Below are 18,429 nucleotides of genomic sequence, written 5' to 3'. Positions count from 1 at the left end.
GTATTTCCAGGCTATTTCAAATATCATCTTTTCAAATCAATTTGTATCGGAATAGCTCATGACTGAAGCACAAAGACATCAAATATTGCTGGATATGCTGGCGCAGTTGGGCTTTGTTACCGTTGAGAACGTAGTTGAGCGTCTGGGGATTTCACCCGCCACTGCGCGCCGGGACATCAACAAGCTCGACGAAAGCGGCAAACTCAAGAAAGTACGCAACGGCGCAGAAGCTATTACCCAGCAGCGGCCGCGCTGGACGCCAATGAATCTTCACCAGGCGCAGAACCACGATGAAAAAGTTCGCATTGCCAAGGCAGCATCCCAGCTTGTGAATGCGGGTGAAAGCGTAGTGATCAACTGCGGATCGACCGCTTTCCTGCTGGGTCGCGAAATGTGCGGCAAGCCGGTGCAGATCATCACCAATTATTTGCCACTGGCGAACTATCTGATCGACCAGGAGCATGACAGCGTGATCATCATGGGAGGGCAATATAACAAAAGCCAATCCATCACGCTTAGCCCGCAAGGCAGTGAAAATAGCCTGTATGCCGGACACTGGATGTTTACCAGCGGCAAAGGGTTGACCGCGGACGGACTGTATAAAACCGATATGCTGACCGCGATGGCCGAGCAGAAAATGCTTAACGTGGTGGGTAAACTGGTGGTGCTGGTCGATAGCAGTAAAGTCGGTGAACGTGCGGGAATGCTGTTCAGTCGCGCCGATCAAATCGATATGCTCATTACCGGCAAAAATGCAAACCCTGAGATTCTACAACAGCTTGAAGCTCAGGGCGTGAGCATTATGCGCGTTTAAAGGTGCTGGCGGAAAAACGTCACTGTTGCGGCCAACGCTTCTGGCGTGATGCGATGCCGTACGCCCGCTTCCCACAGGCAGGTCAGATTGTTGTCCAAACCTGCCTGAATCAGCGCTTGCTGTAAGCGGAAGGTTTCAACAGCCGGTACAACATCATCATCCTGTCCATGCCACAGCAACAACGGCCTGTCGGCGAGCCGTGGCAACTGATGCGTAACATCCCATTCGGCAAGCGGGGCGATAACGGCATCAAACTCCGCCTGTTGCTCTGGGGTCTGAACCTGTAAAGGAGGAAAAAGCGTCTGCGCAAGACGGGTAAAATAGCCCGATCCCATCAGGCTGGCTACACATTTAACCTCAGGATGGCGCGCCATTATGCCCAATGCAGTCATTCCCCCCATCGATGCCCCACCGACGGCAAGCCGCTCATCTGAAAGCCAATTTTCTGCCACCAGAGCCGCACGTAACGTCGTAAACTCCTGCATGTTTTGCTGCAATATATGCCAGAAGCGGAACATTCGCTCCTGAGCATTACCGTTAAATCGGGCGCCATGTTCGGGCGCATCTGGCATGACGACGCGAAACCCGGCCTGAGCCAGCGCAACGGCAAAATAACTGTAGACCAGACTTGAAGATGTAAACCCGTGATAAAAGAGAATACAAGGGAGTGAACATTCGCGTTTACCAGCCGGAACGGCGTGCAGGACAGGGATACCAGCCAACTGTCGTGTCTCAATTTCTATCATTTGTTGCCCCTTTTTTTCTGGTATGCCATGCAGCAATACTTAACGCAAGCGAATGTGGTCGGTAATGATTCATAATGTTGAGAACTGGGTTACGCTTTCGCAACATTTTCATTCGAAAATCGCGTGAGAGATAACAATTCGGGAACATTCCCCTAAAGGGAAATTAATAAGGCACTACACTATGGCTATCAGGAAACGAGATAGAGTTATGCGTCGGTTTGCCTCTTTGTTGCTGGTTATGTTTTTAAGCGCCTGTAGCGTGCTACAGGGAACGCCGCAACCCGCACCGCCCGTTGCCGACCACCCGCAGGAGATCCGCCGTGACCAGAGTAAAGGGTTACAGCGATTAGGGACGGTTAGCGCGCTGGTAAGAGGCTCTCCGGATGATGCGCTGGCAGAGATCCGTGCCAAAGCCGTCGTGGCTAAAGCTGATTACTACGTGGTTTTATTAGTGGATGAAACCATCGTGACAGGCCAATGGTATTCACAGGCGATTTTATATCGTAAATAACATTGGGTTGAAATTTAGTCAGCTTTACATTGCTTTGCGCCTCTATGCGTTTACCTGTGCACAATAAACCAACAGCAGGAAGCTTGAGGTTTATTATCGCGATGGAATGCCCTGCCGTGTGTAGGGGTACGAATAATGGAGCTGACGATGAAACAATCTCTTGCCTTATCCTCACTGCTGCTTTCTGCCGGACTGGCAGGCACTACGGCGCAGTCTGCCGAATTCGCCAGTGCTGACTGCGTTACGGGCCTGAACGAAATTGGCCTGATCTCTGTCAGTAACATTGCAGGGAATCCGCAGGATGTAGAACGTGTAATCGCGTTAAAAGCGGATGAACAAGGTGCCTCATGGTATCGGATCATTCAGATGTACGAAGACCAGCAGCCCGACAACTGGCGCGTACAGGCCATACTTTATGCATAACAGATTGCCGGATGGCGTAAACTTATCTGACCTGGACTGAGCGTAGGCATGATAAGACGCACCCGCGTCGCCATCAGGCAAGTTATTACCGTAACCCCCCCGTTGCCCGCAGGAGCAAATCGCTCAGCACCTGTTCAGACAATCGTAGTCCACCCCGCGTATCAAGCATCATTTGGCACCAGGCCTGCGCCACTGGCGGAGAAGAATAACGCAACATCTGCGCCCCGCAACCGAGCAGGAAAAGCTGCTGCGTAATCTCTCGTCCCAATGCCTCACTGGGTTTACGTAAACGCTGCTGTAGCTGACGCACCATCCGATCGTAATGTCGATCCTGCCCCTTTACCTCCGCAAAGGCTTCGCTGAGCATATCGTAGATGCCGGGTTGTTTTGTCAGTACCCGCAATACATCAAGGCACATAATGTTGCCGGAGCCTTCCCAGATACTGTTTACCGGCATCTCACGATACAGGCGCGGCAGCTCACTCTCCTCGCAATAGCCAATCCCGCCCAGCACTTCCATCGCCTCAGCCACAAACGGCATACCGACCTTGCAAACGGAGAATTTCGCTGCTGGCGTGAACAACCTGGCCCACAGCGCTTCTTTGGCATCAGCACGACGGTCCCAGGCCCGCGCCAGTCGAAACAGTAGCGCCGTTTGACCTTCCAGTTGGAGCGCCATCCGACCTAATACCTGACGCATCATAGGCTGTTCAATCAATGACTTGCCAAAAACCTGTCGCTGGTGCGCATGATAAATCGCGACGGAAAAAGCACGTCGCATCATGCCGTGACTGCCGAGCGCGCAGTCAAAACGCGTCATCCCGCCCATCTTCAGGATATGGCGGATACCTTCCCCTTCTTCGCCCAATAGCCAGCCAATCGTATCGTGGAATTCAACCTCGCAGCTGGCGTTGGAGCGGTTGCCTAACTTATCTTTCAGTCGTTCAAGACGGATGGCATTACGCTGCCCATCAGGTAAAAATCGCGGTACAAAAAAGCAGGATAAGCCGCCCTTTGCCTGGGCCAGCACCAAATGGGCATCGCTTTGCGGCACGGAGAAAAACCACTTATGTCCCACCAGCCGATACGAGCCGTCGACAAGACATTCTGCCTGAGTGGTATTGCTCAGCACATCTGAACCACCCTGTTTTTCGGTCATCCCCATACCAATCAGTAGCCCGCGCTTTTGCCCTCCGGGCAGTAAATGCGAGTCATAACGGTCGCTTAGCAGCGGCGTCAGCCAGTCGTGAAAGGGGGCGGGTAACATTTGAAGTAACAGCGGCGTAGCGGCAAACGTCATGGTCACCGGACACAACGTGCCTGCTTCAACCTGCACATGCAGCATGAAACGCGCCGCCCGGGCCACAAACGTTCCCTGCCTCGCGTCTTCTTCCCAGGCCAGATTATGTACGCGGTTGGCGCACAATCCCTGCATCAGCAAATGCCAGGCAGGATGAAAACGCACATCATCCAGCCGCTGCCCCTGCGGGTCGTAGCGCAATAGTTCAGGTGGAAAAGCATTGGCCAGACGACCCAGTTCGAGCGACTCGGCAGTCCCTAGCTGCTGACCAATACTGGCGAGAAGATCGCTATCCCAGCCAGCGCCTTCACGGATAACCGCTTCGCACAGCGCGCCGTCGGACAAATATAAGTTACTGTTATTGAGAGGTACAGGTTGGTTAAAAACGGTATGCGTTTGCCAGTGCATTGTGTCTCCCTCCGTCAATGGCCGTCGCTTTAAGTATGGTCAGGCAGCAGAGAGAACGCATGGGACAACGGTCACAAAAAAGCCATCCCGAAAGATGGCTTGAGAGAAGAGAGAAATAAGGGAGATAGTTTAGCTGCGCTGGCGGACTGCTTCAAACAGGCAGATGCCCGTCGCAACTGAAACGTTCAGCGACGAAACGCTACCTGCCATCGGGATGCTGATGAGTTCGTCACAGTGTTCACGGGTCAGACGGCGCATACCTTCACCTTCTGCGCCCATCACCAGCGCCAGACGTCCGGTCATTTTGCTCTGGTAGAGAGTATGGTCGGCTTCGCCAGCGGTTCCGACGATCCAGATATTCTCTTCCTGCAGCATACGCATGGTGCGCGCCAGGTTGGTCACGCGGATCAGCGGTACGCTTTCTGCCGCACCGCAGGCCACTTTTTTCGCCGTAGCATTCAACTGAGCGGAACGATCCTTCGGTACGATTACAGCATGTACGCCAGCGGCATCGGCGCTACGCAGGCATGCCCCCAGGTTATGCGGGTCGGTGACGCCATCGAGGATCAAAAAGAACGGCTGATCGAGCGTAGCAATCAGATCCGGCAGATCGTTTTCCTGATACTGACGGCCCGGCTTCACACGAGCAATAATCCCCTGATGTACCGCACCCTCGCTTTTCTCATCCAGAAACTGACGGTTAGCCAGTTGAATGACAACACCCTGTGCTTCCAGTGCGTGGATCAGCGGTAGCAGGCGTTTATCTTCACGACCTTTGAGAATAAAGACGTCCTGGAAGCGCTCAGGCGCACGTTCCAGCAGAGCCTGCACCGCATGGATGCCGTAAATCATTTCACTCATGAATGTACTCGTTAATAGTTTATGCATAACGCGGGCAACACGAGATTGCCCGACTTACTGTTTATGGCAGTTATTGTGCGACTTTCTTTTTCGCCGCACGTTTAGCTTTGGTGGCGGCAGCAATTTTAAGCGTTTTTGCCGATGGCTTTTTCGCTTTTTTGTCGCCTTTCTTCTCAGCCGCATTCTTTTCCGCCTGAGGTTTGGCTCTGCCTTTTTTCTCACCGCGGAAAGCGCTATCCGGCTCGAAATTCACCTTTTTGCCCATCTGACGACGTTTACCGGTATTTTTACCCGCATCGCTTTTTTTGGCTTTTTCGCGCGCAGTTTTACCTTCATTACGCGGCGCACGTTCGCTGGAGATCAAGCTAAAGTCGATCTTACGCTCGTCCATGTTGACTGCTTCCACGCGAACTTCCACGCGATCGCCCAGGCGATACATCTGACCGCTGGATTCCCCCGTCAGGCGCTGCCCAACCTGGTCGAAACGATAGTAGTCGTTATCCAGGGAGGAGACATGCACCAGACCGTCGATAAACAGCTCATCAAGACGGACAAAGAAGCCAAATCCGGTGACGCTGGCGATCACGCCTTTGAAGACATTCCCTACCTGATCCAGCATGAAGTCGCACTTCAACCAGTCAGAGACATCGCGCGTGGCTTCGTCAGCACGGCGCTCGGCCATCGAACAGTGCTGACCCAGTTGCAGCATCTCTTCCATCGAATAATGGTAGCCACCCGTTTCCGTGGTGTTGCCTTTATGGCCCTGCTCCTGCGCCAGCAGATACTTAATCGCCCGGTGCAAGGAGAGATCCGGGTAACGACGGATCGGTGAAGTAAAGTGTGCATAAGATTGCAGCGCCAGGCCGAAGTGACCACGGTTTTCCGGATCGTAAATCGCCTGCTTCATCGAACGCAGCAGCATGGTTTGCAGCATTTCTGCGTCAGGACGGTCAGCAATCGACTCCAGCAGTTCAGCGTAATCGCGCGGCTCAGGTTTGTTGCCACCTGGCAGCTCCAGTCCCAGCTCTGCCAGGACGGAACGGAACGAGTTAATCGCTTCGGTCGTCGGCTTATCGTGAATACGGAACAGCGCTGGCTCTTTGGCTTTCTCAACGAATCGCGCCGCTGAGATGTTCGCCATGATCATGCACTCTTCAATCAGCTTGTGCGCGTCGTTACGCTGCGTCTGCTCAATACGCTCAATACGGCGTTCAGCATTGAAGATAAACTTCGCCTCTTCACTTTCAAACGAGATACCGCCGCGCTCTTCGCGGGCTTTATCCAGCACTTTGTAGAGGTTATGCAGCTCTTCAATGTGTTTGACCAGCGGTGCGTACTGCTCACGCAGCTCCTGGTCGCCCTGCAGCATGTGCCAGACCTTGGTGTAGGTCAGACGTGCATGGGAACTCATGACCGCTTCGTAGAATTTAAAGCCGGTTAAACGGCCTTTCGACGAAATGGTCATTTCACAGACCATACACAACCTGTCCACCTGCGGGTTGAGCGAACACAATCCGTTAGACAGCACTTCCGGCAGCATCGGAACAACCTGCGACGGGAAGTAAACGGATGTGCCACGGCTGCGGGCTTCCTGGTCCAGCGGAGTCGGCGGGCGAACGTAATAGCTTACGTCGGCAATTGCCACCCATAAACGCCAGCCGCCGCCGCGTTTCTTCTCGCAGTAAACCGCATCGTCGAAGTCACGCGCATCTTCGCCATCGATAGTCACCAGCGGCAGGTCGCGCAGATCGACACGTCCTATTTTCGCCTCTTCCGGCACTTCTTCTTTCAGTCCGGCGACCTGTTTCTCAACAGCCTGCGGCCAGATATATGGGATTTCATGAGTACGCAGGGCCATATCAACGGCCATGCTGGTTCCCATGTTGTCACCCAGCACTTCAACAATTTTACCCACCGCTTTGGTGCGGCGAGTCGGACGTTGGGTCAGTTCAACGACGACCACAAAGCCCATACGAGCGCCCATCACCTCTTCCGGCGGGATCAGGATATCGAAACTCAGACGGCTGTCGTCAGGGACGACAAACCCAACGCCAGCATCGGTGAAGTAGCGACCGACAATTTGGCTGGTTTTTGGCACCAGTACGCGCACAATACGCGCTTCGCGACGACCTTTACGGTCCGCGCCCAGCGGCTGCGCCAGCACCTGATCGCCATGAATGCAGGTTTTCATCTGCTCGCTGGACAGGTACAGGTCATCTTTGCGGCCTTCAACGCGCAGAAAGCCGTAGCCATCACGGTGGCCAATAACGGTACCTTTCAGCAGGTCGAGACGCTCCGGCAGCGCATAGCACTGACGACGGGTGAAGACCAGTTGTCCGTCACGCTCCATCGCGCGCAGACGGCGGCGCAGTGCTTCCTGCTGCTCTTCACCTTCAATGTTGAGTTCAGCGGCCAGCTCATCGCGGTTGGCCGGTTTTTCACGTTTAGTTAAATGTTCGAGGATAAATTCCCGGCTTGGGATAGGATTCGCGTATTTTTCAGCTTCGCGTTCCTGGAAAGGATCTTGTGACATTGAGGTTCCTCCATTGTCAGCTCTGATGGAATTCCTTCGTCTTTCACGACGCCTCTTTGTTGGCTGCCTTTGCTCCCACCAGTCACTTACTTTTGTAAGCTCCTGGCGACTCGCTCAGTTGCCGCCGCGATGCGACGCGAAATACTTTGGACTTCATTACTCCACCAGCAATAATTTATAAAGCGGTTGATTCTCTTCAACCAAATCAGCAAGTGTGTAGTTGTCCAGCTCCGTGAGAAAACTTTGCACTGCCTTAGAAAGCGCCTGTTTGAGTCGACAGGCCGGGGTAATGTGGCAAAACTCGCTGCTACAGTTGACCAACGATAAGGGTTCCAGCTCGCGAACCACATCACCAATACCAATATCCTTAGCGGGTTTACCCAAGCGGATACCGCCATTTTTTCCTCGAATAGCAGTAACAAAGCCCGCCCGGCTAAGTTGATTGATTATTTTGACCATATGATTACGGGACACGCCGTAGACTTCTGTCACCTCAGAAATACTGGTCATACGTCCTTCGGGAAGTGACGCCATGTAGATTAGCGCACGTAATCCGTAATCGGTGAAACTTGTTAACTGCACATCAACCTCAGGAAAAGGGATAAAACGGATAAACCTGGTGGTATTAATTATATTGATGATAAACCAGCCACCAGCCAGGTCGCTAATTTATTTCAGTTCGGGAAGGAAAAAAGCGAGGAACTTACGTGATTTTAAGCCGGATTCTGATGCAAAGCACCTTATCCGGCTTGAGATATTGCAAGCGCAGCGCCATTCGACGCCACGCTATAACCAGAATTATGCGTCGAACGGGTCGCGCAGGATCATGGTTTCAGTACGGTCTGGGCCAGTTGAGATAATATCAATCGGCACACCGGTCAGTTCTTCAATACGCTTGATGTAGTTCAGTGCAGCCTGCGGCAGACCGCTACGTTCCTTCACGCCGAAGGTAGATTCAGACCAGCCCGGCATGGTTTCGTAAATCGGCTCGATACCTTTCCAGTCGTCTGCTGCCAGCGGAGTAGTCGTTACTTCACGGCCATCCGGCATACGGTAAGCGACACAGATTTTCACCTCTTTCAAACCGTCCAGTACGTCCAGTTTGGTCAGGCAGAAGCCAGACAGGGAGTTAATCTGTACTGCACGGCGTACAGCAACGGAGTCCAGCCAGCCGGTACGACGACGACGACCGGTGGTCGCACCATACTCGTTACCTTGTTTGCACAGGAACTCGCCAACGTCATCAAACAGTTCAGTCGGGAACGGACCCGCACCTACACGAGTAGAGTAAGCTTTGATGATACCCAGAACGTAGTCCACATAACGTGGGCCCAGGCCGGAGCCGGTTGCCACGCCACCTGCGGTGGTGTTGGAGGACGTTACGTACGGATAGGTACCGTGGTCGATATCCAGCAGCGTACCCTGCGCACCTTCAAACATGACAAAATCGCCACGCTTACGCGCCTGGTCCAGCAGATCGGAAACATCAACAACCATCGAGGTCAGGATGTCGGCGATAGCCATCACATCATCCAGCACTTTCTGGTAGTCAACTGCTTCAACTTTATAGAAATTCACCAGCTGGAAGTTGTGATATTCCATCACTTCTTTCAGTTTTTCAGCGAAGGTTGCTTTATCAAACAGATCGCCAACACGCAGACCGCGACGAGCTACTTTGTCTTCATAAGCCGGACCGATACCACGACCGGTAGTACCGATCGCTTTCTCGCCACGCGCTTTCTCACGAGCGTTATCCAACGCAACGTGATAATCAAGGATCAGCGGACAAGCTTCAGACAGCAGCAGGCGCTCGCGAACCGGGATACCACGATCTTCCAGTCCTTTCATTTCTTTCATCAGCGCGGACGGAGACAGAACAACACCGTTACCGATGATGCTGATGACATTCTCGCGAAGAATACCTGATGGAATAAGATGGAGGACGGTTTTTTCACCGTTGATTACGAGAGTATGGCCTGCGTTGTGACCACCCTGGTAGCGCACAACATATTTAGCCCGTTCAGTCAGAAGATCGACGATCTTCCCTTTACCTTCGTCACCCCATTGGGTGCCCAGTACGACGACGTTGTTACCCATTTTTCAAAATCACCGTTTGCTTAAAAATGGATTCTACCACCGCTTTTTCAGATATACAGCACTTTTTGCATGCGAAAATCCGCAAATTAGTCTACTAATTAATCAGCCAATCGTTTTCCTCAACATGTAGTAGACCACAACGCCCGCAACCACAAGACCTCCACCAAAACGACGCAAAATATTTTCGGGAAGTTGCGCCATTGCAGAGATCATTTTCTTCCATGCGCTGGGATAAAGCATCGGACCCAGCCCTTCCAGCACCAAAACCAGCGCGAGCGCCAGCAAAATTGTTGAATTCATCCATCGCCCTTATATAAAAAGAAAACCACCGCATCCCTGGAGATGCCGGTGGTTTTGCTGCTTTAAAACCGCTGGAACGCGATTAGCGTGTCGCGGAACTCGGTGTCTTCATGTAGCGGAAGAAATCGCTGTCCGGACTCATGACCATCACGTCCTGGTTGCCTTCGAAGCTCTTCTCGTAAGCACGCAGGCTACGGATGAAGGCGTAGAAGTCAGGATCCTGACTAAATGCATCGGCAAACAGCTTAGCGGCTTCTGCATCGCCTTCACCGCGCATGATACGGCCCTGACGCTCAGATTCTGCCAGCGTTTTAGTGACTTCATAGTCCGCCGTTGCACGCAGTTTTTCCGCCTCTTCCTGGCCTTGTGAACGATGGCGACGTGCTACCGCTTCACGCTCAGCGCGCATACGGTTGTAGATAGCCTCGGACACTTCAGCAGGCAGGTTGATTTGCTTAATACGCACGTCAACCACTTCGATGCCCAATGCCGCCATACTGTTCGGGTTGATGACCGGTACTTTACCGTTCGTTTCAGCCTGAACACGTTCAGCCGCTTCGGCAATCGCGCTATCTGCTGCCGGAGTCGCCACTTCATCTTCCGTGCCAGCAGAACCGGAGTTCAGCGCGTCACGGACTTCCAGGGTCAGACGACCGCGGGAATCGGTAACGATGTCCTTCACGTCCAGACGACCAATTTCAGAACGCAGACGGTCAGAGAACTTACGTTTCAGCAGGACTTCCGCCTGAGAAACATCGCCACCGCCCGTTGCCAGGTAGTAACGGCTAAAGTCACTGATGCGCCACTTGATGTAGGAGTCAACAATCAGGTCTTTCTTCTCTTTGGTAACAAAGCGATCGGCCTGGTTGTCCATGGTCTGAATACGCGCATCGAGCATCTTCACAGATTCAATAAACGGAATCTTGAAGTGCAGGCCTGGTGCAACGACCAGCGGCTTGTTTTCATCGTCACGCAGAACTTTACCAAAGCGCAGAGTAATACCGCGCTCGCCTTCTTTGACCACAAAGACAGACATGAACAGAACTACCAGAACGATGATGATAATCGCAATAACTGACTTACGCATCGTTATTCCCCCTGACGCTGGTAGTCGTTACGCTGCGCATTCGCGCGGCGTTGGTCCATAATATCGCCCTGACTGGTGGACGATGTATTGCTTGCTCCAGTGCTGGAAGTCGTTGCTGGCGGCAGACGCAACAGGTTTGAACTGCTGTCAGTCTTTGCTGCTGGCGCACTACCACCTTTCAGCATTTGATCCAGCGGCAGAACCATCAGATTGCTGCCTTTATCGTTAACCAGGACTTTGCGGGTATTGCTCAGCACTTTTTCCATGGTTTCGATATACAGACGCTCACGGGTAATTTGCGGTGCGGCTTTATATTCCGGCAGAATTTTTGCGAAGCGAGCCACTTCACCCTGTGCTTCCAGGATGGTCTGAGTCTTATACGCACGCGCTTCTTCCAGAATACGCTGAGCCTGACCGTTTGCACGCGGCTGAACTTCGTTGGTGTATGCTTCTGCTTCACGAATGTACTGCTGTTCGTTTTCACGTGCTGCGATAGCATCGTCAAACGCGGCTTTTACTTCTTCCGGCGGACGTGCGGCCTGGAAGTTGACGTCCAGCAAGGTTATACCCATGTTGTACGGACGGATCGTTTCTTCCAGTTCACGCTGGGTATCGCTACGAATAACGGTACGCCCTTCGGTCAGGATACGGTCCATGGTGTATTTACCGATAACCCCACGCAGGGCGCTGTCAGTTGCCTGACGCAGACTGTCATCCGCACTGGTTACGCTAAACAGGTAACGCTGCGGATCGGTCACGCGGTACTGTACGTTCATTTCGACGCGCACGACGTTTTCGTCAGAGGTCAGCATAACGCCGGATGCGGCAAGTTCACGCACGGCTTCAACGTTGACCGGTGTCACTTCATCGATAAAGGTCGGTTTCCAGTTCAGACCCGGTTCAACCAAATGGCTGAATTTACCGAAGCGTGTCACCACGCCACGTTCCGCTTCTTTAATGGTATAGAAACCGCTAGCCGCCCAGATAATGACGATGGCGGCCGCTGCGATAGTAAAGACTCGCCCGCCCAGTTGCGGACGCGGGCCTTGCGATGAACTACCGCCGCCAGAACCAGTACCTTTACCGCCACCCAGACCACCGAGCTTTTTACTCAGTTTGCGGAAGATATCGTCCAGATCGGGAGGTCCCTGCTCGCGACCACCTTTGTTTCCATTTCCCTCAGGGTTGCCGCCAGGTTTGCTGCTTCCCCAGGGGTCGCGGTCTTGTCCGTTATTACCGGGCTGATTCCACGCCATTTTTGTGCTCCATATTTGTTATGCGATGCTATACCTGCGTCTTTTGCGCTGCCGATGCGTTGGCTGCGTCCCTCAACTCCAGTCACATAGTTGACTATGCTCCTGGAGATTTCAGGACTTGCCGCCTTCCTGCCGCACAAAATCCACAAGGTATAGAGGCGAAAAAATCTTCAGGCCATATCCGTCAGATCAGACAACATAGTCTTCCAGTGCCGGTTCTTGTTTACAGAGGCGACGCCAGTCTACGATCGGCATACGAACCTGCAGACCTACGCTGCCGTCTTCCTCCATCCACTCTTTTTCTATTGCCTGAAGTTGATAAAACCGGCTTCTCAAACGCCCTTCCTGCGGCGGCAAACGCAACGTATGCTGCGCCACCTCACCGGAAAGTCGCTCAGTCAAAGCCTGAAAAAGTTGTGGTATACCAATCCCCGTTTGCGCTGATACCCAAACGCGAATGGGTTTATTCTCTTCATCTCTATCGATACGCGGCTCAAAGTCATCCAACATATCGATTTTATTCATCACCAGCAGGGTCGGGATCTCATGCGCATCGATCTCTTCGAGCACCGTGTCGACTGCCTCGATGTTTTCCTGCACACGAAAATCTGCAGCATCAATAACGTGCAGCAGCAATGTTGCCTGACGTGTTTCCTGCAAGGTGGCTTTAAATGCCGCCACCAGGTCGTGCGGCAAATGGCGGATAAACCCTACGGTATCCGCCAGCACGGTCTCACCCACGTCCGCCACGTCTATGCGGCGCAACGTTGGGTCCAGGGTCGCAAACAGCTGGTCCGCTGCATAAACCCGGGCTTCGGTGATCTGGTTGAACAGGGTGGATTTTCCGGCGTTGGTATATCCCACCAGTGATACGGTTGGGACATCCGCTTTCTTGCGCGACTGCCGCCCCTGCTCACGTTGCTTTTCAACTTTTTCCAGGCGCGACTGTATTTGCAAAATGCGATTACGCAGCAAACGACGGTCGGTTTCGAGCTGGGTTTCACCCGGACCGCGCAAACCAATCCCGCCTTTTTGCCTTTCAAGGTGGGTCCAGCCACGGACCAGACGCGTAGCCATATGGCGCAACTGCGCCAGCTCAACCTGCAACTTACCCTCATGGGTGCGCGCACGCTGGGCAAAAATATCTAAAATAAGACCGGTCCTGTCGATAACAAGACACTGGCACAACTGTTCCAGGTTACGTTCCTGGGCGGGGCTCAGAGCATGATCAAAAATCACCACCGCAGCGCCAGTCGCTTTTACGGCTTCGGCAATTTCGATTGCCTTACCTTCACCAACAAAATACTTCGGGTGCGGTGCTTTACGGCTCCCGGTAATCACCTGCATTGCTTCGACACCGGCGGAAGAAACCAGAGATTCAAACTCCTGGAGGTCTTCCATATCTTTGTCTTGCGAAAAATAGATGTGTACCAGTACCGCCTGCTCACCGGCATCATAACGGTCAAACAAGCGTCAACCCCTTAATATAAATCAACGGGGAACGCAGGATCGCTGGCTCCCCGTATGTAAAACAGCTAATAACCTTATTCGGTTTCTTCGCTGTCCTGTTGCGCAGATGAACCTTGCGCGTTGCTACCGTGATGGTAGTTGCTGCCAGTGCCGCCGGTGGCATTATTGCTGTGATGAGAAACCGGACGAGACGGGACAACAGTAGAAATCGCGTGCTTATAAACCATCTGGCTGACCGTGTTTTTCAACAGGATCACGAACTGATCAAAAGACTCGATTTGACCTTGCAGCTTAATACCATTCACCAAATAAATAGAAACTGGAACACGTTCCCGACGCAATGCGTTCAGGAACGGATCTTGTAAAGATTGCCCCTTAGCCATTCTCTCTTTTCCTTATATGCTTATTTGTACTTTGAACCTTTCGATTCTGAAAAATTGCGCACGATACGTTTCAATTGTACACATTCAGTTCGCGATAGCACCAACAACCTGTAATACTTCGTTTCGCGCCTGGTCAGGCTTTTCACTGTCAAGCCAGTGCACCCCTTCCCAACCACGCAACCAGGTTACCTGTCGCTTCGCCAACTGCCTCGTGGCGCAAACACCTCTATAAACCATTTCATCGTATGAAATTTCACCTTCAATGTATGACCACATCTGGCGATACCCTACACAACGAATGGAAGGCAAATCCGTATGCAAATCTCCACGGGCAAAAAGCGCCCGGACTTCTGCTTCAAAACCTGAAGCTAACATCTGATGAAAACGCTGCTCAATTCGCTGATGGAGCAGTTCACGGCTCGCCGGGGCGATTGCAAACTGATGCACCTGATACGGCAAAGCATCTCCTGACGTTTGCGTCAGCTCCGTTAAAGTTTTACCCGAAATGAAAAAAACTTCCAGTGCCCGGGAAAGTCTTTGCGGATCATTTGGATGAATACGCGCCGCAGCCACCGGATCGATGTCCTGAAGCTGTCGGTGTAACGCGTCCCAACCCTGCTCTGCCGCCTGCTGCTCAATTCTGGCCCTGACTTCCGGGTCCGCCGACGGTAACGGCGACAGCCCTTCAAGCAAGGCTTTGAAATATAACATTGTGCCGCCCACCAGCAACGGGATACGCCCCGCGGCGGTGATGTCGGCCATCTCGGCTAACGCATCGCGACGAAAATCCGCAGCGGAGTACGCTTGCGACGGATCGCGAATATCCAGTAATCGGTGCGGCGCGGCCTGTAATTCATCTGCATCGGGCTTGGCTGTACCGATATCCATCCCCTTGTAAATAAGGGCGGAATCAACGCTTATCAACTCTATGGGCAAAACTTTACGCAATTCAATTGCGAGTGCCGTTTTACCGGAGGCCGTTGGCCCCATCAAAAAAATCGCCTTTGGCAGGCTCGCCTTACGGGTATCACTCATGTTTCAGGGCATTCATTACCGAATGTAAATCAACAGGTTGTAACAAACCACCCGGCGGTGCCTTCACGAGTTGTGGGCAGAGCCGCTCAACATCCGCTAACAGCGTAATCGCCTGTGCCATACTCCACTGTGGATGCTCGCTAATCAGGTTACGTGCGATCCACTGCGCAATATTGCCCGGCTCGAATACGGATTGCTGCGCCAGGTAGCCTATCAGTTCAGGAATCAAGATTTGTAAATTTTGTTGGCGTAAGGGTAAAGGCACCGCCCGGATGGTCACATGCTGCGCATCCAGTTGAAATTCAATGCCCAGCTCAGCCAGTTGGCTCTGTCCTTTTTGCAGCGCCGCTTTTTCATCGGCGTTGACTTTTAAACGTAAAGGGATCAGCAACGGCTGGGCGCAAACGGTCCCCTGGTCCGGCGTTAATTGCGCCTGACGCAGCCAACGCTCAGCCACCGGTAATGCCAGCAACCGAATATGGCCATCGCACTCGAGTAACGCGCAGTCTGCACCGACAATCGTTAGCACCCGGCCAAAGCCCTGACTACTGCCACTCAGAGGTACCGATGATGTTTCAGAGACCGGCGTTTTACGCGTTGGAGCCGGCGTCTGCATCAGTTTCTGATAAATTTCGCCCTGCTGCTTTTGGTATCCGGGTTGGGCATGAGGCCAACTGGCCCCCGCCTGACGGCCTGCGCCACTACTGCCGTTTCCAGCGCCAGTTGAGTACTGCGGTGTCGCAGGTTCACGCGCGGGAGCCGGCTCGGCAAAATGGTTACGTCCGGCAGCAACGCGGTTTTCCGGGATGTGCCTTGGAGCGGGTTCGTCGTCATCAGCCAACGGCAGCGGCGTTTCAAGCTGCTGTTGCAGGACGCTCAACACGCCCTGGTAAATAAAATCGTGCACCAGGCGGGATTGATGGAAACGGACCTCATGTTTAGCTGGGTGTACGTTGACATCCACTTGATGCGGATCGATTTCCAAATACAGCACAAAAGCGGGTTGTTGATCGGCTCCCAGCTTATCTTCACAGGCCTGGCGGATAGCATGGTTGATCAGCCGATCTCGCATCATCCGACCATTCACATAACAGTACTGTATTTCTGCCAGTGCCGCCGTTGTGTGGTTAGGATCGGCCACCCAGCCGCGCAGCGTCAAATCACCATGCTGCCATTCAATCGCCAGCGCATTCTCCAGAAACGGCGTGCCGCAAATCGCGCCCAGCCGGCGCTCTTTCTGCCCATCCGCGGCCACTGCCCGGTACTGACGCACCACTTTGCCGTTGTGAGACAAATTAATCGTCACATCAAAACGCGCCAGCGCAATGCGGCGAATAATCTCGTCGATATGATTAAATTCAGTTTTCTCGGTGCGCATAAATTTGCGCCGCGCCGGGGTGTTGTAGAACAGATCTAACACCTCCAGTGTGGTTCCCACTGGATGCGCAGCAGGTTTTACCGTCACATCCATGTCGCGCCCTTCAGCATAGGCTTGCCAGGCCTCAGGCTGCTCTTGTGTGCGCGACGTCAGGGTTAAACGAGACACGGAGCTGATACTTGCCAGCGCTTCGCCACGAAATCCGAGGCTCACGATGGCCTCAAGATCGTCAAGCGAGGCTATTTTACTGGTGGCATGACGCGCCAGCGCCAGCGCCAGCTCGTCTTTTTTAATCCCGCAGCCGTTGTCACGAATACGGATAAGCTTCGCGCCGCCGCGCTCAATATCGATATCAATGCGCGTCGCACCGGCATCGATGCTGTTTTCCACCAGCTCTTTCACCACTGACGCAGGCCGTTCTACCACCTCGCCTGCGGCAATCTGGTTCGCCAGCTGTGGCGGTAGAACCTGAATCGGCATGGCTAATCCTTAATTTGTTAACGTGTTACCCGGCGATATGGCGCTGGCGGTTTGCGCCGGCGCGCCCTGCGGTCCAGTTTGCATCGGGTGCGCCTGGAAATAGTTACGCAATCCTTTGTATATCGCCTCAGCCAGTTGCTGCTGGTAATCATCGCTCGCCAACAGACGTTCTTCGCTGTTGTTACTGATAAAGCCGGTTTCAACCAGCACAGACGGGATATCAGGCGAACGCAGTACGCCAAGACTGGCGTGTTCCGGACGGCGCTTATGCATCGAACCAATACGTTCTAACTGGCCGATCATGCTGGTCGCCACATCATACCCGACGCGCTGCGAATGACCGAACTGCAGATCCAGTACGGCCTGGCTGAGATAAGGATCGGACTGGCTGTTTGCCAGCACATCGCCCGCGCCGCCCAACAGCTCTGATTGTTTTTCGTGCTGTTCCAGCCAGCCGGCCATCTCACTGTTCGCCCGACGGTTCGACAGCACCCAAACGGAAGCACCTGTGGCATCACGGTTTGGCGCGGCATCCGCGTGAATAGAAACCAGGAAATTGGCGTTTTGTTTACGTGCGACGTCTGAACGCCCCATCACCGAGATAAAGTAATCGCCATCACGGGTGAGTACGCCTTTAAACATTGGGTCATCATTGAGCAAGCTGCGCAGTTTACGCGCCACGGCAATCGTGACGTTTTTCTCACGCGTGCCGCCAGGGCCAATCGCCCCCGGATCCTGCCCGCCGTGTCCGGCATCAATGGCAATAACCACTTTTTCACCGCTGCCGGTGCTGGCGCGCGCCGCAGGTCGTGTGGAGGTATTACTGTTGGTCACCATCGTGGTGCGATCGTTCTCTGCTTTAAACGGGTTACGCGCAGGCTCGGCAGGACGAGGGGCGACAACCGGCGTTTCAACACGCTTAACAACCACTGAAGGTGGAGGCGGCGGCGGTGGCGCATCCGCTTTGATGGTAAACACAACGGTATAATTGCCGCCGTTTTGGCGTTTAACGGCTTCGGCCTTGCCGTTCTCGGTTAAATCCACCACCAGACGCAAGGACTGCGCATCTTTTGGCGTGCCGGAGCGGATAGATTTCACCAGATTATTGCCGCTAAACAGCAGCGGTAATCCCTGAATCACTCCGGTTTGTTTTATATCCAGCGCGACGGTGCGTTTCCCGTCCTGGCTCACGGCGTATTCAGGCTCGCCAATAAAGCTCAGCGTAATCCGCGCCTGTTGATTGCCATTGGAAACCTGAAGATCGGAGAGGCTGGCGGCCCCTGCCTGCGCGCACAGCAGGACCAGGGTTGCCATCAGCCAGTTTCTGATGCGATAAATCATCCCGCC

17 protein-coding genes are annotated in these 18,429 nt (G+C 53.4%); 3 read left to right on the top strand and 14 right to left on the bottom strand.

What is annotated here, in order from left to right; all coding sequences use genetic code 11:
• Positions 1 to 58 precede the first annotated feature (58 nt).
• Positions 59 to 814, top strand: coding sequence for an HTH-type transcriptional regulator UlaR (gene ulaR, locus WN16_RS05930; protein WP_003839504.1), 756 nt, complete (start codon positions 59 to 61; stop codon positions 812 to 814).
• On the opposite strand, the gene yjfP is transcribed toward ulaR, so the two are convergent.
• Entirely contained in the window at positions 811 to 1,560 is a 750-nt protein-coding gene (gene yjfP / locus WN16_RS05925) for an esterase (protein ID WP_044699174.1), read from the bottom strand. The two genes, ulaR and yjfP, sit on opposite strands and share 4 nt — an antisense overlap.
• Positions 1,561 to 1,741: 181 nt before the next feature.
• Here yjfP and bsmA point away from each other — a divergent pair, with 181 nt between their 5' ends.
• Positions 1,742 to 2,071: a biofilm peroxide resistance protein BsmA gene (gene bsmA / locus WN16_RS05920; RefSeq protein ID WP_044699175.1), complete on the top strand. Its 330-nt coding sequence runs from the start codon at positions 1,742 to 1,744 to the stop codon at positions 2,069 to 2,071.
• 147 nt (positions 2,072 to 2,218) lie between these two features.
• Entirely contained in the window at positions 2,219 to 2,494 is a 276-nt protein-coding gene (gene yjfN, locus WN16_RS05915) for a DUF1471 family protease activator YjfN (RefSeq protein WP_003839497.1), read from the top strand.
• Between the two features lie 85 nt (positions 2,495 to 2,579).
• Here yjfN and WN16_RS05910 read toward each other — a convergent pair whose 3' ends face one another.
• The 13 genes from WN16_RS05910 to amiB form a co-directional block, all read right to left on the bottom strand.
• Positions 2,580 to 4,202, bottom strand: a complete 1,623-nt coding sequence (locus tag WN16_RS05910) for an isovaleryl-CoA dehydrogenase (RefSeq protein ID WP_044699177.1) — start codon at positions 4,200 to 4,202, stop codon at positions 2,580 to 2,582.
• Between the two features lie 129 nt (positions 4,203 to 4,331).
• On the bottom strand, positions 4,332 to 5,063 hold the full coding sequence (rlmB, locus tag WN16_RS05905; RefSeq protein ID WP_003025615.1) for a 23S rRNA (guanosine(2251)-2'-O)-methyltransferase RlmB: 732 nt from the start codon (positions 5,061 to 5,063) through the stop codon (positions 4,332 to 4,334).
• A gap of 70 nt (positions 5,064 to 5,133) precedes the next feature.
• Entirely contained in the window at positions 5,134 to 7,596 is a 2,463-nt protein-coding gene (rnr, locus tag WN16_RS05900; protein ID WP_003025612.1) for a ribonuclease R, read from the bottom strand.
• Positions 7,597 to 7,752: 156 nt separating this feature from the next.
• The gene (gene nsrR, locus WN16_RS05895; protein WP_003025609.1) at positions 7,753 to 8,178 is read right to left on the bottom strand and encodes a nitric oxide-sensing transcriptional repressor NsrR; all 426 of its coding nucleotides are present in this window, start codon (positions 8,176 to 8,178) and stop codon (positions 7,753 to 7,755) included.
• A gap of 216 nt (positions 8,179 to 8,394) precedes the next feature.
• The gene (purA, locus tag WN16_RS05885) at positions 8,395 to 9,693 is read right to left on the bottom strand and encodes an adenylosuccinate synthase (protein WP_003025606.1); all 1,299 of its coding nucleotides are present in this window, start codon (positions 9,691 to 9,693) and stop codon (positions 8,395 to 8,397) included.
• A gap of 102 nt (positions 9,694 to 9,795) precedes the next feature.
• The gene (locus WN16_RS05880) at positions 9,796 to 9,993 is read right to left on the bottom strand and encodes a DUF2065 family protein (protein ID WP_003025602.1); all 198 of its coding nucleotides are present in this window, start codon (positions 9,991 to 9,993) and stop codon (positions 9,796 to 9,798) included.
• An 82-nt stretch (positions 9,994 to 10,075) separates the two neighbouring features.
• A complete protein-coding gene (gene hflC, locus WN16_RS05875; protein ID WP_003025595.1) occupies positions 10,076 to 11,080 on the bottom strand; it encodes a protease modulator HflC in 1,005 nt (334 codons plus the stop codon).
• 2 nt (positions 11,081 to 11,082) lie between these two features.
• A complete protein-coding gene (hflK, locus tag WN16_RS05870) occupies positions 11,083 to 12,336 on the bottom strand; it encodes an FtsH protease activity modulator HflK (RefSeq protein WP_003025593.1) in 1,254 nt (417 codons plus the stop codon).
• 189 nt (positions 12,337 to 12,525) lie between these two features.
• Positions 12,526 to 13,806 (bottom strand): ribosome rescue GTPase HflX, encoded by a 1,281-nt coding sequence (gene hflX, locus WN16_RS05865; RefSeq protein WP_003025589.1) that lies wholly within the window; start codon positions 13,804 to 13,806, stop codon positions 12,526 to 12,528.
• Between the two features lie 74 nt (positions 13,807 to 13,880).
• On the bottom strand, positions 13,881 to 14,189 hold the full coding sequence (gene hfq / locus WN16_RS05860) for an RNA chaperone Hfq (protein ID WP_003025584.1): 309 nt from the start codon (positions 14,187 to 14,189) through the stop codon (positions 13,881 to 13,883).
• Between the two features lie 84 nt (positions 14,190 to 14,273).
• Positions 14,274 to 15,224, bottom strand: a complete 951-nt coding sequence (miaA, locus tag WN16_RS05855; RefSeq protein WP_003839486.1) for a tRNA (adenosine(37)-N6)-dimethylallyltransferase MiaA — start codon at positions 15,222 to 15,224, stop codon at positions 14,274 to 14,276.
• Positions 15,217 to 17,082, bottom strand: a complete 1,866-nt coding sequence (gene mutL / locus WN16_RS05850) for a DNA mismatch repair endonuclease MutL (RefSeq protein WP_003844967.1) — start codon at positions 17,080 to 17,082, stop codon at positions 15,217 to 15,219. Before mutL ends, miaA begins: the two co-directional genes overlap by 8 nt.
• Positions 17,083 to 17,091: 9 nt before the next feature.
• Positions 17,092 to 18,423, bottom strand: coding sequence for an N-acetylmuramoyl-L-alanine amidase AmiB (gene amiB, locus WN16_RS05845; RefSeq protein WP_044699179.1), 1,332 nt, complete (start codon positions 18,421 to 18,423; stop codon positions 17,092 to 17,094).
• Between the last annotated feature and the right edge of the window lie 6 nt (positions 18,424 to 18,429).

The organism is Citrobacter sp. ABFQG, from assembly GCF_004322975.1.
In the GTDB taxonomy this organism is placed as follows: domain Bacteria; phylum Pseudomonadota; class Gammaproteobacteria; order Enterobacterales; family Enterobacteriaceae; genus Citrobacter; species Citrobacter freundii.
Note: the sequence above shows the minus strand (reverse complement) of the source record. Positions and strands in the feature narration are given on the sequence as shown.